This window comes from Pseudomonas sp. yb_9 (genome assembly GCF_043103635.1).
In the GTDB taxonomy this organism is placed as follows: domain Bacteria; phylum Pseudomonadota; class Gammaproteobacteria; order Pseudomonadales; family Pseudomonadaceae; genus Aquipseudomonas; species Aquipseudomonas monteilii.
In genome coordinates, this window is record NZ_JBICKA010000045.1 from 17381 (window position 1) to 30830 (window position 13450).

Sequence of the window (13450 nt, forward strand, 5' to 3'; positions counted from 1 at the left end):
CAATTCACCAATTCTCAAAATACTGTATGAATATTCAGTATTGCGAGTCAGTCACATGCAGCTCATCGCCAAACTCGGCATCCTCGCCGACGCCGCCAAGTACGACGCGTCCTGCGCCAGCAGCGGCGCGCCCAAGCGTAATTCACGCGGCGGTGACGGCCTGGGCGCCACCAACGGCCTGGGCATCTGCCACAGCTACACCCCCGACGGCCGCTGCGTGTCGCTGCTCAAGGTGCTATTGACCAACTTTTGCCTGTACGACTGCCAGTACTGCGTCAACCGCCGCTCCAGCAACGTACCTCGCGCGCGCTTTACGCCCGAAGAGGTGGTCCGCCTGACGCTGGACTTCTACCGGCGAAACTGCATCAGTGGCCTGTTCCTTAGCTCCGGCATTATCCGCTCGGCGGACTACACCATGGAGCAACTGATCCGCGTAGCCCGGTTGCTGCGCGAAGAACACAACTTCCGCGGTTACATTCACCTCAAGACCATCCCGGATGCCGACCCTCTGCTGATCGAAGAAGCCGGCCGCCTGGCCGACCGACTCAGTGTCAACATCGAGCTGCCCACCGACGCCAGCCTCAAGCGCCTGGCACCGGAAAAACAGGCGCATACCATCCGCCAGGCAATGGGCGTGATTCACCTGGGCCAACAAGCCGTGGCCAACGAACCCAAGGCCCCGCGCTTCACCCCTGCCGGGCAAAGCACCCAAGTGATCGTCGGTGCCGACAGCACCGACGACAGCACCCTGCTGCGCAATGCCGAGTCGCTGTATCAAGGCTACGGCCTCAAGCGCGTGTATTACTCTGCGTTCAGCCCGATCCCCGACAGCCCCGGCAGCGTGCCCTTGGCTGCCCCGCCGCTACTGCGCGAGCACCGCCTGTACCAGGCTGACTTCCTGCTGCGTGGCTATGGCTACAAGGCGGGTGAACTGCTGGGCCAGAGCGGCAACCTGGCGCTGGACATCGACCCCAAGCTGGCCTGGGCGCTGGCCAACCGGGAGGTATTCCCGCTGGACGTGAACCGCGCCGAGCCCGCGCTGCTGGCGCGTATTCCCGGCATTGGCCTGCGTAGCGTACAGCGCCTGGTCGCACTGCGCCGAGAGCGGCGCATTCGCTATGACGACCTCATTCAGCTGCGCTGCGTACTGGACAAGGCACGGCCGTTCATCGTCACCAGCGATTATCGCCCGGCCCAGGCCGAGTTGCGCAGCGGCCTGCTAAGGGCACGTTTGCGTGAGCCGCAGGCGCCCGTGCAGATGGGGTTGTGGGGATGATCGCGCTCGATTGTGACGACCAGTTCGCCACCTGGCGGGATCAGGCCCGGGTGTTGCTGGGGCATGGCATCGACCCCGCCGAGGTTACCTGGTCGCAAGGCCCGATGGCCGACCTGCTGGCAGTACCGGCAGCGCCCCCGGAAGGCCCAGGCCCCTTTCGTGCCAAAGTCCCAGCCGTGCTGCTGAGCCAGTTGGAGCAGGCTGCCCGTTATCGTGGCGAACAGCGCTGGAACCTGCTGTATGAAGTGCTCTGGCGTGTTGCCCATGGCGACCGCACGGCCATGCTGGCAGGTGACCGGTTGGGCAGTGAGTTGCAACGGCGTATCAAGCAAGTCACCCGGGAGGCGCATCACCTGCATGCCTTTGTGCGCTTCGTACCGCTGCCAGAGGCGTTGGCTGATCGCCTGCAACTTGATCTGGTGGCCTATCACGAACCGGCGCATGACGTTCTGGAAAGTGCCAGCCCTCACTTTGCCGACCGTCTGGGGCGTTTACGCTGGTTGATCGCCACGCCACGGGATGGCATTCGCTTCGACGGCCGGGATTTCGATTACCAACGCCATTGCCCTGAGTATTGGCAGCAATGGGCACGCAATGCCGACGACCCTGGCGCCGAACTGTGGCGCACCTATTACCGCCATACCTTCAACCCTGCTCGCCTCAACCCGGACGCCTTGCGCCTGCACATGCCCGGGCGGTTCTGGCGGCATTTGCCGGAAGGCATGCTGATACCGCAGCTTGAAGGCCTTGCCCGCCAAGGCAAGCAACGGGACGGCCAGGCCCTTGAAGTGGCTTCCCAGGCCGGCAAACAGATCAGCAAACCCACACGGTCCTCCAGCAACCACCCGACATCGCCCTCATCCAGCACACCCCCATGATCCGTTCGGTCGCCTTTGCGCGCCACCGCCGCGCCTTCGATCAGGAAATGCTCTGCCCCACTCTCGATAACCGCACCACACGTGGTGCGGTCACCTACCCTCGCAACTGCCCTGCCGTTGAAGGTATAGGTAGCACTTCCGCTCTCTACCTGATTGACACCATGCAGCGGGCATTCATGTCGGTGGCCTACAAGTACAACCGGGTTCATTGGGTTTCTCCTTCAGACGGTGCTGTACGGGATTCACGGTCAATGTCTGCTGGCCACTCAACCTTTGGGGCAAGGCAATGCATGTGGCTGAGGCCATCGTCATCGTTCCAGTCGCGGGGAGGGTGCACGAATTTTGGCAAGGCTTTGGGGCCTTGTTGCATGAACAGACGGGCGATGGCCCAGTAGGCTTCGCCCTGATGCAGGGTATGCGTGAAGAAGACACGGTCAATGACTTCGTCAGTCTCAGGGTTACGGACTGAGAGCATGACGTTTTCAATCAGGCCGCCGTGGCGATGCGCGGCCGGGGCAACGGGGCCGGCCGCCATTCGGTTCTGCCGGGGACCAGCACGGCGTCCTGCTTGTAGCGTGTGCCTTGCTGGGCAGCTGCGGCTTCCTCTTGCAAGCTACGGAGTAGCCGTGCTGCCGGATTTCTTCGCGGATGTTGCGGACCTGATTCTGCACGGTCTTGTGCACGTAGGCGATGTTGGGCAGGTCATCCAGTGTGTTCAGGCGAATGGCCAGGCCGAACAGCGGGGTGGCAGCGTCGAGCATCAGGTTCTCGAAGCCGCCGCGCAGTTGGAAGTCCGGGTCCGCGGGGTAGCCTTCGTAATCCGGGTGATCGGCTCGCCTTCCCTCGTCGGCCGGGTAAGGCGAGCCGGTCTCCTGCGGGCCATCGAGCATCCCGTGCAGCGTATTTTCGGTTACATCGCGGGCATCGGAGGCGCCCTCGGGTTTTACCGGAGGAATATGGAGTGGGCCGGCATGAAGTGGTCCTTGTCTTCCAGCAGGCTGAAGACAGGCACACTATCGGGGAATCAATTCTTCAAGGAGTCTGGGGCTTCCTAAACGGTTGTAGGATCCTTCTCTTCGTCTAGTTGCTAAACATTTCCGAAGAGCCTGGTTAGGCAAGCCAGCTTCTTCTTGTACGAACGCCGTGCCTCCAGCGCCTGGTCCAGGCTTACCGCCAGGAACCGTGCCTGCTGGTTGGGCTGCATCTGGCCGATCAGGTCCAGGTCGGCGCTGATCACTGTTCCGATCATGGCGTAGCCGCCACCCGACACAGCATCGCGGTGCAGGATGATCGGCTCCAACCCTGCCGGCACCTGGATCGAGCCGATCGGGTAGCAGCTGTCGACGATGTTCGACGGATCCGACCCCGCACCGAACGGCTGTTCCCGTGGCTGAAAGCTCAAGGCACTGCCGCCTTTGTAGCGATAGCCGATACGGTCGGCTTCGGAGCCGACGGTCCAGGCTTCGGTGAAGAAGCTTTGCGCTGCAGCTTCGGTAAGACGGTGAAAGTACAGCCCCGGCACCACACGCAACACCACCTCGCCGCCCAAGGCCTGGCGCAGGGCCATGGGCAGGCTTGCACCCGCGCGGGTCTTGCCGCTGGGCATGCCGACCGGCAGCAGGTCGCCCGCTATCAGTTTGCGCCCCTGGAAGCCGCCCAACGCTCCCAACGCGTAGGTGGAACGGCTACCCAGTACCTCGGGCACATCGATGCCGCCGGCCACCGCCAGGTAAGCCCGTGCGCCTGCGGTGGGAAAGCCGAAACGCAACACCTGCCCGGCACGTACGGCAAACGCCGTGTCCGGGCGCTGCTCACGACCGTCGAGCAACGCAGGCATCTGCGCACCGCACACGGCCACCAGTGTGTCCTGCTGGAACTCCAGCTCCGGCCCCACCAGCGCGCACTCCAGGCCTGCAGCGCCGGCCGGGTTGCCCACCAGGTGGTTGGCCGCATGCAGGGCGTACTGGTCGAGGGCGCCTGACGGTGGGATACCCAGGTGGTAGTAGCCTTCGCGGCCCAAGTCCTGCACAGACGTCGCCAAGCCCGGTTTGAGGACCTTGATCATGCCAATACCTCCTGCAGCGATTTGGGGTAGCCGACCGGGTCGGCGAGGAAGGCGTCCAGGGAAAAATCGACCGGGCGAATGCGCAGGTCGAAGCGGCCTTCTTCAACATCCGCCACGGCCTGGTCATAGGCACGGCGGTCGATGGGTTTGAATTGCACGATGTCACCCGGACGGAAGAACACCATATGCGCTTTCAGGTAGTTCAAGGTTTGCTGCGGGTCGTAGATCGGTGCCGGGGTAACGCCGAACATCTGGTAGCCCCCTGCTCCGCGCACCGAGTAGATGCAGCCGAAACAGCCGCCATGGCCCAGGGTGAGCTTGGGTGTGTCGGTACGCGGGCGCAGGTACTTGGGCACCTGCAACTGCCGTTCGCGCTCGACCATCTGGAACATGAAGGGCAGGCCGGCAACGAAGCCGACCATCGACACGAACCATGGCGCGCCGCTGTGCGCGGCGATGAATGCCTCGACATCGGCCAGGCCATTGATACGTGCCGCGTACTCCAGGTCAGTGCTGGCCGGGTCTTGATGACGGTCACGAAAGCGCATCAGGGTTTCATGGGTCCAGGGATCGTTGTACAGCACCGGGATCTCGATGATTCGCGTCTGCAACGAACGCTCGGCCACGGCCTGCGCTTCGGCACCGCGCACGGCTTCAAGCAGTGCATCGGGGGCGATACGGTCCGGGTCGAAGCGGATCTGGAACGAGGCGTTGGCCAGGCACACGTCCAGCACGCCCTCCAGGGCCAGCCGCTCCACGGCGCGAGTGACGGCCATGCCCTTGAAGAAGGATTCCAGCGACATGCTGTCGCTGACTTCGGCAAACAGGTGCTCGTCTGCGCCGAAGCTGTAGCGGATCGGGGTTGTAGCAAGCGATTCGGCCATGACTGTTCCTTTTTTGGAATCTTTATAGAAAGGCAGGCGAAAACAACCTATACGGGCTCCGGCTTGTGCCTGCCGGATGCCTCATGGGCTCAACGTGGCGCACGCACCACGATACCGGCTGCGTCCAGCGCCTTGCGCGTGGCTTCTACCAGGTCGAGCGCGCCGGGAGTATCGCTGTGCAGGCAAATGGAATCGAACGCGATGGCCAGGTCCTGGCCTTCGACCGTACGTACCACGCCTTGCTGGCAAGCACGCAGTACCCGCTCTGCAACCACTGTGGGGTCATAACCACGCACATTGCGGGTGAAGACGATAGAGCCGCTCAGGTCGTACTCGCGGTCGGCGTAGAACTCGCGGACCACCGGTTGGCCAAGTTCCTGGGCAATACGACAGATCACCGAGCCCGGCATGCAGTACAGCAACAGCCCCGGCTCGATCACCCGCAGGTTTTCCACCAACAGGCGCGCGGCTTCTTCGTCACGCGCCAGGTGCATGTACAGCGCACCGTGCGGCTTGATGTGCTGCAGGCGCACACCTTGTGCACGGGCAATTTCTCGCAGTGCACCCAGCTGGTAAAGCATGTCGTCGACCAGCTCCTGGGCCGGGGCGTTGATATGCCGGCGGCCAAAGCCCACCAGGTCTCGGAAACCCGGGTGGGCGCCCACCGCAACGCCCAACGCCTTGGCCCGCTCTACAGTACGGCGCATGGTACCGGGGTCGCCGGCATGGAAGCCCGTGGCGATGTTCGCGGTGCTGATATGGCCCATCAGCTCGATGTCGACGCCATCGCCAATGGTCCACGGGCCAAACCCCTCACCCATGTCCGAGTTGAAATCCACCACCTGCATGACTGTTTCTCCTGGCGCTTGTGACTGCATGCAAGCCACGTTAGAGTCTCCACACCCCCTTGGGAAGATCTATAAACAGATGGGGTGTCTTCGGAAAATCAGATACCACAGGAGCCAACCGTGTCACTGACACTGCGCCAGGTCCGCTATTTTGTCGCAACCGCCGAGATCGGCCAGATTTCCCAGGCAGCGATCCACCTGAATATCTCCCAGTCGGCGGTAACCACGGCCATCAAGGAACTGGAAGCCATGCTTGGCGTGCTGCTGTTCCAGCGCTCGGCTCAGGGCATGAACCTGACCGAAGCGGGCCGGCACTTTCTGAACCGCGCCTATGTGATACTGCGAAGTGTCGATGACGCGTTGAACAGCCCGCTGCCGAACGTGCGTGCAAGCGGCCTGCTGCGCCTGGCGGCAAGCTACACCGTGATCGGCTACTTCCTGCCCCACCACCTGCAGCGCCTGGAACACTGGCACCCGGACGTGACCCTGGAGCTGTACGAGCAAGAGCGCAGCGCCATCGAGCAAGGCTTGCTGGAGGGGCGTTTCGACATGGCGGTAGTGCTCACCGCCAACCTCACCCACCCCGATATCGTTTCGGAGACGCTGTTCAACTCCGAGCGCCGGCTATGGCTGCCCGGTCACCATCCGCTGTGCGAGCGCTCGTCGGTGAGCCTGGCCGACGTGGCCTGTGAGCCGTTCATTCTGCTGACAGTGGACGAAGCCGAGCAAAGCGCCATGCGCTACTGGGAACACGCCGGGCAAAGGCCGAGCGTGCGGGTGCGGACCAGTTCGGTGGAAGCGGTACGCAGCATGGTTGCCAATGGCAGTGGCGTGGCGATCCTGTCAGACCTGGTACACCGGCCCTGGTCGCTGGAGGGCAAACGCATCGAGACAGTGACCATCAGCGACCCGGTTACGCCGATGAGCGTGGGGTTGGCCTGGCACCGGGAGCGGGCGTTCAGCCCGGCGATGCAGGCCGTGCGTAACTACTTTCATGATGCATTTCTGGCGCCGCAGCAGTTGTCGGCGCGGCGGTGATCGTGTGGCTGTAGCGGCCTCCGGATACCTCGTGTGGTCATCGCCTGTGCAGCCGCGAGGCCACCCATCAGGATTCGCTGAAATGTTTGCGCAAAGCGGCCCGAATGCCGATTCGCAAGCCATCACAACTCCCAGCCGAACGATCAGCCACCTATGCCGTCATAACCTGAGCCGGTGCCGACACGCAAAGAGGACGCGAAATGACCCAGCCCGACCCGTCATACGTCAAATGGCTCGAAGACCGCGCCATGCTCAAGGCCTCCCAAGCGCGCGCCAGCCTGTATTCAGGCCAGTCCCGGTTGTGGCAGCAGCCGTACGCCGAAGCCCAGCCACGCCGCGCCACAGAAATCGCCTCGGTCTGGCTGACGGTGTACCCCGACGCCATCATCGCCCCGCCAGGCTGCTCGGTGCTCGGCGCCCTGGCCCACGAAGCGCTGTGGAAGCGCTTGTCGGATATCGGCATCCAGGGCCTGCACACCGGCCCGATCAAGTTGTCAGGCGGGATTCGCGGTCGCGAACTCACCCCCAGCGTGGACGGCAACTTCGACCGCATCAGCTTCGACATCGACCCGCTGTACGGCAGTGAACAGGAACTGATCCAGATGAGCCGCATGGCCGCGGCGCACAACGCCGTGACCATCGACGACCTGATCCCCTCACACACCGGCAAGGGTGCTGACTTCCGCTTGGCAGAACTGGCACACGGGCCCTACCCGGGGCTGTACCACATGGTCGAAATCCGCGAGGAAGACTGGCCGCTGTTGCCGGAGGTGCCCGCCGGCCGTGACGCGGTCAACCTGCTGCCGGCCCAATGCGACGAGCTCAAGGCCCGCCATTACATCGTCGGCCAGCTGCAACGTGTCATCTTCTTCGAGCCGGGTGTGAAGGAAACCGACTGGAGCGCTACACCGCCGGTTACCGGTGTCGACGGCAAGACGCGGCGCTGGGTATACCTGCACTATTTCAAGGAAGGCCAACCGTCTCTGAACTGGCTGGACCCGACCTTCGCCGCCCAGCAAATGATCATTGGCGATGCCCTGCACGCCTTGGACTGCCTGGGCGCCCGAGGCCTGCGTCTGGACGCCAACGGCTTTCTCGGCGTGGAAACACGGGCCAGCGATACCGCCTGGTCGGAAAGCCACCCGCTGTCGATTGTGGGCAATCAGCTGATCGGCGGCATGATCCGCAAAGCCGGCGGCTTCAGCTTTCAGGAGCTTAACCTCACGCTGGACGACATCGCACAGATGTCCAAAGGCGGCGCCGACCTGTCCTACGATTTCGTTACCCGGCCGGCCTACCAGCATGCACTGCTGACCGGTGACACCGCATTTCTGCGCCTGATGCTCAAGGAAATGCACGCCTTCGGCATCGACCCGGCTTCGCTGATCCATGCCCTGCAAAACCATGACGAGCTGACCGTGGAACTGGTGCACTTCTGGACCCTGCACGCCCATGACATGTACCTGTTCAAAGGCCAGACGCTACCCGGCAGCATCCTGCGCGAACACATCCGTGAAGAGATTTACGAGCGGCTATCGGGCGAGCATGCGCCGTACAACCTGCGCTTCGTCACCAACGGCATCGCCTGCACCACGGCCAGCCTGATTGCCGCAGCATTGGGCCTGCGCGATCTGGAGCAGATCGGCGCGGCAGAAATCGAACAGATCCAGAAGGTGCACCTGCTGCTGGTCATGTACAACGCCATGCAGCCGGGGGTGGTCGCGCTGTCCGGCTGGGACCTGGTCGGTGCCCTGCCCTTGCCCGCCGACGCGGTGGCCGAGCGCATGCTCGATGGCGACACCCGCTGGATTCACCGGGGCGGTTACGACCTGGCCGGGCTGGACACGCAGGCCGAGCAATCGGTGCGCGGCATGCCCCGTGCACGCGCCTTGTATGGAAGCCTGGACAGCCAGCTGGAAAACAGCGACTCGTTTGCCTGCAAGGTGAAGAAGCTACTGGCCGTACGCCAGGCCTATGGCATCGCCACCAGCCGCCAGGTGCTGGTGCCTGAAGTCAGCAGCCCGGGGTTGCTGGTGATGGTGCACGAACTGCCGGCCGGGCGCGGTATCCAGATCAGCGCGTTGAACTTTGGCCAGGACGTGATTGCGGAGGAGCTGCAACTGACCGGGTTCACGCCGGGGCCGGTGGTGGACATGATCAACGAGACGGTTGAAGGCGACCTGACCGAGGACGGGCGCCTGATGGTGAACCTGGACCCGTACGAGGCGCTGTGCCTGCGGATCGTCAACAGCAGCGGGCATTTGTAAACCTGCGCAGAGGCCGACCTTGATTTTGCAGCGCCAGAGGCATAGCGTTCGGGTGATTTCTTTTTGTGCCCAGGAGCAACTCCATGTACACCGGCATCGTCCAGGCCGTCCGCCCTCTGCTTGATGTGACCGCCTACCCGGGCCACAACCAGTTCACCATCGACCTCACCACCGAACTGCTCGACGAACTGAAGATCGGCGCCAGCGTCAGTGTCGAGGGCACTTGCCTGTCGGTCACCGAAATTCACGGTACGCAGGTCAGGTTCGACGCCATGAACGCCACCCTGGAGCGCACCAACCTGCGCAATTTCAAGGCCGGCCAAGGCGTCAACATCGAACGCTCGGCAAAAATGAACGCCGAAGTCGGCGGCCACCTGATGGCCGGCCACATCGCCACCACTGCGGAAATCGTCGAGCTGTCCATCAAGGAAACCGGTGCATTCATCAGGTTTCGCATGCCGCCGGAATGGGGCAAGTACGTGTTCCCGCGCGGCTTCATCGGGGTCAACGGCTGCAGCCTGACCGTTGCCGATGTCGACGACAATGTCATCACCATCAACCTGATCCCGGAAACCCTGCGCCAGACCACCTTCGCCCGCTACAAGGCCGGCGAGCTACTCAATATCGAGGTCGATCACCAGACCATGGTGCTGGTCGACGTGGTGGAGCGCACCCTCAAAGGCACCCTGGCCCGCGAAAAACTGCTGCCCTGAGGCCTGCGCATGCTGCCCAATGCCCTCCCAACGCGCACGGCCAGGCGGCTGCGGCTGCAAACCCTACGTGGTCGTGTCGGCCTCGGCCTGGTCGCCGCCCTGTCGGTGCTGGCTGGCATGACCGATGCCATCGGCCTGCTGGCGCTGGGTGACTTCGTGTCGTTCATGAGCGGCAACACCACGCGCCTGGCGGTGGCCATCAGTGAAGCCGACCTGGCCCTGGTGCTGCGCCTGAGTGGCGCGGTATTGGGCTTTGTCGCCGGCAATGCGCTGGGCGTACTGCTGGCACGCGGCTTTCACCGCCGGGCCTGGCCCGTGTTGCTGGTGGTCGCCGCACTGCTGGGGTTCGCGGCCGTGTGGCCGTTGGCAGCCACCTTCCCGGCATTACTGGCCGCCACACTGGCCATGGGCATGATCAATGCCGTGGTCGAACAGGTGAACGGCCTGCCCATCGGCCTGACCTACGTTACTGGCGCCCTGTCCCGCTTCGGCCGTGGCCTGGGGCGCTGGCTGCTGGGCGAGCGGCGTAACGGCTGGCGGGTGCAGCTGGTGCCTTGGGCCGGTATGCTGTCGGGGGCCGCGCTCGGCGCCTGGTTGCAACAACACCTGGGCCTGCAGGCACTGGCCGGCAGCTGCGCGCTGGCGTGTGTGCTGGCCCTGGTATCGCGGTTCATCCCGCGCGCCTGGCAGCGCGGCTACATGCCTCGCTGATCAGTCGATGCGCGGGTGCTGCTGAGCCAGCACCTTGCGTTTCGCTTCCAGCTCGGCGATCTGCGCGTCGATGTCTTCGATTTTCTGCTCGATGTTGTCGTGGTGCTCCTGCAGCAGTTCACGCGCTTCCTCGATGTCCGATGCCGCCGGTGCCGCACCGCGCAGCGGCTTGTTGGCGGTTTCCTTCATGGTCAGGCCAGTGACAAGGCCCACGGCGGCAATCGCCATCAGGTAATAAGCCGGCATGTACAGGTTGCCGGTGCTCTCCACCAGCCAGGCAGTGAGCGTCGGGGTAAGGCCGGCGATCAGCACCGAGATGTTGAAGGCACTGGCCAGGGCGCTGTAGCGGATGTGTGTGGGGAACATCGCCGGCAGCGTCGAGGCCATTACGCCGATGAAGAAGTTGAGCATGACGGCAATGATCAGCAACCCGGCGAAAATCACCGCCAGCTCACCGCTGTTGATCAGCATGAACGCCGGAATGGCCAGGGCGAACAGGCCGACACTGCCGACGATGATGAATGGCCGGCGGCCAAACTTGTCGCTGAGCAGGCCTATCATCGGTTGCACGAACAGCATGCCGACCATGATCGCGATGATGATCAGCACGCCGTGGTCTTCGCTGTAATGCAGGTTGTGCGACAGGTAGCTGGGCATGTAAGTGAGCAGCATGTAATAGGTGACGTTGGTGGCAATCACCACACCAATGCAAGTCACCAGGCTGCGCCAGTGCTGGGTGGCCACCTCCTTGAACGACACCTTAGGCCCAGAGGCAAGCCCTTCGCGGTCGCCCTGCTCCAGCTTCTCGACATGCTGCTGGAACGCGGGCGTTTCTTCCAGCGCATGGCGCAGGTACAGGCCGATGATGCCCAACGGCAGGGCCAGGAAGAACGGCAGGCGCCAGCCCCACTCCAGGAACTTTTCCTCGCCGAGAACGGTAGAAATCAGCACCACCACGCCTGCACCAAGCACAAAACCGGCAATGGAGCCGAAGTCCAGCCAGCTACCGAGAAAACCCCGCTTGCGGTCGGGAGCGTATTCGGCGACGAAGATCGACGCCCCCGTGTACTCGCCGCCCACTGAGAACCCTTGGGCCATCTTGGCCAGCAGCAACAAAATTGGCGCCCAGATGCCGATGCTGGCATAGGACGGTATCAGGCCGATAGCGAAGGTACTGAGCGACATGATCACGATAGTCGCGGCGAGGATTTTTTGCCGGCCAAACCTGTCGCCCAGGGCGCCAAAAAACAGTCCGCCCAACGGCCGGATCAAGAACGGCACAGAAAAGGTGGCCAGTGCGGCGATCATCTGCACGCTGGGGTCGGCATTGGGGAAGAACACCTTCCCCAGCGCGTAGGCGACGAAGCCGTAAACACCGAAGTCGAACCACTCCATGGCATTGCCCAGCGCTGCGGCGGTGATCGCCTTTTTCATCTTTCCGTCGTCGACGATCGTGATGTCCTTCAGGCCGATTGGCTGGACGCTTTTCTTGCGAGGTTTCATGCCCGTATCCCTGTCTATGAATGCTCTTAGGGTTCAGATACAACGGGACACTAAATAATTCAGCGCTTGACGATTTTTTGTGAATTGGCTTGCTGGCGTCTTCGCGGCTGAAGCCGCTCCCACAGGGGCATTACACGGCTTCAAGGCACAGGTGAACAGAGGCGCCGCAAAGCGGCGCCCTATTAATCAGATACCCTCGCGGGCCAGGTCCATGGCGAAGTAGGTCAGGATCAGGTCAGCACCGGCACGCCTGATTGCGCCAATGCTTTCACGCACCACCCGGCCTTCATCGATGGCACCGGCCAGGCCGCCGAACTTGATCATCGCGTACTCGCCGCTCACCTGATACGCAGCCAGAGGCAGGCGCGACGCTGCGCGGATGTCGGCGATCACGTCCAGGTAGGCGCCAGCCGGCTTGACCATCAGCACGTCTGCCCCTTCCTGCTCGTCCAGCAGCGACTCGCGCACCGCTTCGCGGCGGTTCATCGGGTTCATCTGGTAGCTCTTGCGGTCGCCCTTCAGCGCGGTACCACCGGCTTCACGGAACGGACCATACAGCGACGAGGCAAACTTGGTCGAATAGGCCATGATCGCCGTGTCATGGAAACCGGCACCATCCAGCGCGCTGCGGATAGCCTGTACCTGGCCGTCCATTGCCGCCGACGGGGCGATGAAATCGGCACCGGCAGCGGCAGCGATGACCGCTTGCTTGCCCAGGTTGGCCAGGGTGGCGTCGTTGTCCACACCGTGGTCATGCAGCACGCCGCAGTGGCCGTGGCTGGTGTATTCGCAGAAGCAGGTGTCGGACATCACCACCATTTCCGGCACGGTGTCTTTGCAGATGCGCGACATGCGCGCAACCAGGCCGTTTTCGTTCCAGGTGTCGCTGCCCACAGCGTCCAGGTTGTGCGATACGCCAAAGGTCATCACCGACTTGATCCCGGCACGGGCGTAGCGCTCGATTTCCTGGGCCAGCAGCTTTTCGGGGATGCGATTGACGCCGGGCATGCTGGTGATCGGCACGAAGTCATCGATGCCCTCTTCGACGAAGATCGGCAGGATCAGGTCTTCCAGGCGGAACTCGGTTTCCTGGAAGATCGTGCGCAGGGACTCGTTCTGGCGCAGGCGGCGGGGACGAACGGAGGGGAATTGGTTGGACATGACAGCTCCAGGGCATTTTGAACGGCGTATACCTTATGCCTGTCACGCGCCAGTGAAAAGGACAAATGACGAGATATTGTCTTGCGTCAAAGGCAATGACTGTTTG

12 protein-coding genes and 3 pseudogenes are annotated in these 13450 nt (G+C 63.0%); 6 read left to right on the forward strand and 9 right to left on the reverse strand.

All coding sequences use genetic code 11. The annotated features are described in order from the left end of the window. The first annotated feature begins 55 nt into the window (after positions 1-55). Together ACF8MI_RS12265 and ACF8MI_RS12270 are read left to right on the forward strand one after the other, a co-directional pair. A complete protein-coding gene (locus tag ACF8MI_RS12265) occupies positions 56-1276 on the forward strand; it encodes a putative DNA modification/repair radical SAM protein (RefSeq protein WP_060499029.1) in 1221 nt (406 codons plus the stop codon). Continuing rightward, positions 1267-2154: a TIGR03915 family putative DNA repair protein gene (locus tag ACF8MI_RS12270; RefSeq protein WP_104834799.1), complete on the forward strand. Its 888-nt coding sequence runs from the start codon at positions 1267-1269 to the stop codon at positions 2152-2154. Before ACF8MI_RS12265 ends, ACF8MI_RS12270 begins: the two co-directional genes overlap by 10 nt. On the opposite strand, the pseudogene ACF8MI_RS12275 reads toward ACF8MI_RS12270, so the two are convergent. The 7 genes and pseudogenes from ACF8MI_RS12275 to ACF8MI_RS12305 form a co-directional block, all read right to left on the reverse strand. Beyond that, positions 2109-2363: pseudogene (locus ACF8MI_RS12275) on the reverse strand (PAAR domain-containing protein); the annotation flags it as partial. The gene ACF8MI_RS12270 and the pseudogene ACF8MI_RS12275 sit on opposite strands and share 46 nt — an antisense overlap. Further along, positions 2360-2689: a DUF6708 domain-containing protein gene (locus tag ACF8MI_RS12280; RefSeq protein WP_200928461.1), complete on the reverse strand. Its 330-nt coding sequence runs from the start codon at positions 2687-2689 to the stop codon at positions 2360-2362. The pseudogene ACF8MI_RS12275 and the gene ACF8MI_RS12280, both read right to left, overlap by 4 nt. Next, positions 2656-2769: pseudogene (locus tag ACF8MI_RS12285) on the reverse strand (hypothetical protein); the annotation flags it as partial. The pseudogene ACF8MI_RS12285 and the gene ACF8MI_RS12280, both read right to left, overlap by 34 nt. Then, positions 2766-3044, reverse strand: a pseudogene (locus tag ACF8MI_RS12290) (DotU family type IV/VI secretion system protein); the annotation flags it as partial. The pseudogenes ACF8MI_RS12290 and ACF8MI_RS12285, both read right to left, overlap by 4 nt. A 197-nt stretch (positions 3045-3241) precedes the next feature. Beyond that, the gene (locus ACF8MI_RS12295; RefSeq protein ID WP_060499025.1) at positions 3242-4219 is read right to left on the reverse strand and encodes a biotin-dependent carboxyltransferase family protein; all 978 of its coding nucleotides are present in this window, start codon (positions 4217-4219) and stop codon (positions 3242-3244) included. Beyond that, positions 4216-5103, reverse strand: a complete 888-nt coding sequence (locus ACF8MI_RS12300; protein ID WP_200928462.1) for an allophanate hydrolase subunit 1 — start codon at positions 5101-5103, stop codon at positions 4216-4218. Before ACF8MI_RS12300 ends, ACF8MI_RS12295 begins: the two co-directional genes overlap by 4 nt. An 89-nt stretch (positions 5104-5192) precedes the next feature. Further along, entirely contained in the window at positions 5193-5951 is a 759-nt protein-coding gene (locus ACF8MI_RS12305) for a 5-oxoprolinase subunit PxpA (RefSeq protein WP_104834800.1), read from the reverse strand. A gap of 120 nt (positions 5952-6071) precedes the next feature. Between ACF8MI_RS12305 and ACF8MI_RS12310 the strand changes: the two genes are divergently transcribed. The 4 genes from ACF8MI_RS12310 (at position 6072) to ACF8MI_RS12325 (ending at position 10680) form a co-directional block, all read left to right on the forward strand. Further along, complete coding sequence (locus ACF8MI_RS12310) at positions 6072-6989, forward strand: LysR family transcriptional regulator (RefSeq protein WP_016714094.1); 918 nt, start codon at positions 6072-6074, stop codon at positions 6987-6989. 200 nt (positions 6990-7189) lie between these two features. After that, the gene (gene treS / locus ACF8MI_RS12315) at positions 7190-9256 is read left to right on the forward strand and encodes a maltose alpha-D-glucosyltransferase (RefSeq protein WP_060499022.1); all 2067 of its coding nucleotides are present in this window, start codon (positions 7190-7192) and stop codon (positions 9254-9256) included. A gap of 83 nt (positions 9257-9339) precedes the next feature. After that, positions 9340-9969, forward strand: coding sequence for a riboflavin synthase (locus ACF8MI_RS12320; RefSeq protein ID WP_060499021.1), 630 nt, complete (start codon positions 9340-9342; stop codon positions 9967-9969). A gap of 9 nt (positions 9970-9978) precedes the next feature. Further along, entirely contained in the window at positions 9979-10680 is a 702-nt protein-coding gene (locus ACF8MI_RS12325) for a YoaK family protein (protein ID WP_060499020.1), read from the forward strand. Here ACF8MI_RS12325 and proP read toward each other — a convergent pair whose 3' ends face one another. Both proP and hemB read right to left on the reverse strand, forming a co-directional pair. Then, positions 10681-12183 (reverse strand): glycine betaine/L-proline transporter ProP, encoded by a 1503-nt coding sequence (gene proP, locus ACF8MI_RS12330; RefSeq protein WP_060499019.1) that lies wholly within the window; start codon positions 12181-12183, stop codon positions 10681-10683. It lies immediately after the preceding gene. A gap of 186 nt (positions 12184-12369) precedes the next feature. Beyond that, entirely contained in the window at positions 12370-13344 is a 975-nt protein-coding gene (gene hemB / locus ACF8MI_RS12335) for a porphobilinogen synthase (protein WP_200928463.1), read from the reverse strand. Positions 13345-13450: the final 106 nt, after the last annotated feature.